General features: G+C 52.2%; 1 protein-coding gene. It reads right to left on the reverse strand.

All coding sequences use genetic code 11. The features are described from left to right. Positions 1-2,061, reverse strand: a 2,061-nt coding sequence (locus K2184_RS28905; RefSeq protein WP_042937513.1) for a Tn3-like element Tn3 family transposase, incomplete at both ends; no start/stop codon positions are given.

Genomic DNA, 2,061 nt, shown 5'->3' on the forward strand with positions numbered 1-2,061 from the left:
CTATTTTTCGGGGATCTGATTGCCCTCTGGCAATATCATTCAGCACGCCATAGTCGGCATCATGGTCCATTCGCCAGAAAACCGAAGCACCGGCATCAGCCAGGCGTGGAGAAAACTGGTATCCCAGCAGCCAGAAAAGGCCAAAGACAAGTTCGCTGGCACCTGCTGTATCGGTCATAATTTCGGTTGGATTCAGCCCGGTCTCCTGTTCCAGAAGACCTTCCAGCACAAAGATAGAGTCCCTCAGCGTCCCCGGTATAACGATGCCATGAAAGCCGGAATACTGATCGGACACAAAGTTGTACCAGGTGATCCCTCTGTTATTACCAAAGTATTTGCGGTTCGGTCCGGCATTGATTGTTCTGACTGGCGTAACAAAGCGCATTCCATCTGCAGATGCCACTTCTCCTCCACCCCATATCTGTGCCAGTGGCAGCGTTGCCTGAAAATCAACCAGTCTGGCATTAGCGCTGGTGATAGTTTCAGCCCGCAGATAGTTCGCTTTTGTCCAGTTCAGCCGGTGTCGGGTCAGTGCAGGAACATTTGATCTGATCAGTGGTTCCAGACCGATATTGCAGGCTTCAGCCATCAGCACGGCGCTGATGCTGACGGGCAGATCATCAACTCTGGCACTGGCTTCACTAGCATGGAAAAACTCATCAGCAAATCCGGTATGGGCGTTAATTTCGAGCAGCAACTCCGTTAAATCCACCGGAGGGAGTAGATCACTGATCATTTTGCTCAGTCGTTTCAGACTGTCCGGCTCATCAAGACTGGCGAGGGGAGAAATTGTCAACCGGGGCTTCGGGCCAGAAACATCGAGTTCGACAGCCTCATTTTCGCAAAGACGTGCAGCAACCTGTCTGTAACGACTATCAAGCTGATGACCCAGAGATTTTATTGCTTCCTGCGGGTCTGTCGGGTGCCCCAAAGAACGATAAACCTTAATCCGGTTTGCCTGCCAGTCAGCACCCTGTAGTAATCTTGCACGAGGATCTCCCCACCGGTTACTGCCGGTAACGTAGACATCCCTCCGCCTCAGACTATCCTGCAGTTTACTGAGAAAGCAGAGCGTGTATCCCCTGCGGGTGATATGTTTTTCCTTGTTAATCACCAGCCGTTTCCATGACCGACTGATAATTTCCGTTGGTGCGTCGTCAAAAAACTGCCGCCGTGAGCTGAACTCCCGGCTGAGGTAGTCACAGGCATTCAGAGTGGTAACCCCGGCAGGTGCGGATGAAAATTTAACGGTATTCAGCAGATGGGGCAGGAAACGACGAACGCGCCCGTACTGCTCCACCATTTCTTCATGAAAATTATCGTCTGAGGGCCGGGCAATTTCACGGACAAGCGTGATGATTTCAGCCAGCTTTTGCCTTGGGATGTAGCTGAACACCTCAGCACGAATCGATTCGTCCGGTGTTTCTTCTTTCAGCAGGTACGAACATGCGCTGGCGAGCGCCAATGCAGATTTATCCAGATCCTTCAGCGAGCGGAGCCGTTTTTTCTGCCCAATCTTTCTGGCGTCACGGATGATAACGGCCAGCATGGCGTCCAGAACGTCCAATGCATCATCCAGCGCCAGCGTTTCCCATGCAAGGACAAAGGCAACCAGAACCGCCATCCTTTTCTGCGGTGACATCCTGGCAATATTGAACACCGAAGTCATACCAGCATAACGTGCGAGATTTTTCAGGCGCACAGCCGGGAGTGTACTCAGGTTTTCAGCATGCAGGCCAAAATCGTTCAGAGTTTTCCAGCGTTCAATTGCTTCATTAAACGCCGGACCACTGATGGTCACAGGGCCCTTTTTCAGTGATTCCAGTAAAGACAGGCGGCTGCAATCAGTTGGCCCCAGCAGCATCTCCAGCTGTGAACGCTGTTCGGCTGACGGTATCAGTGCCAGTTTGTTCCACAGGCGCAACGTCGCCTTTTCCCTTACCTCTGAAATCAACCGGGTCAGCGTAGTGGCTCCGGGGAGAATAATACGATGTTGCATAAGCCACCCTGTCGCCAGATCGAAAAGCAGGCCAGGACGTTCGTTGCTTATCCAGCTCCGGG

The organism is Klebsiella sp. K5-306 (assembly GCF_051835185.1).
GTDB classification, from domain to species: Bacteria; Pseudomonadota; Gammaproteobacteria; order Enterobacterales; family Enterobacteriaceae; genus Klebsiella; species Klebsiella oxytoca.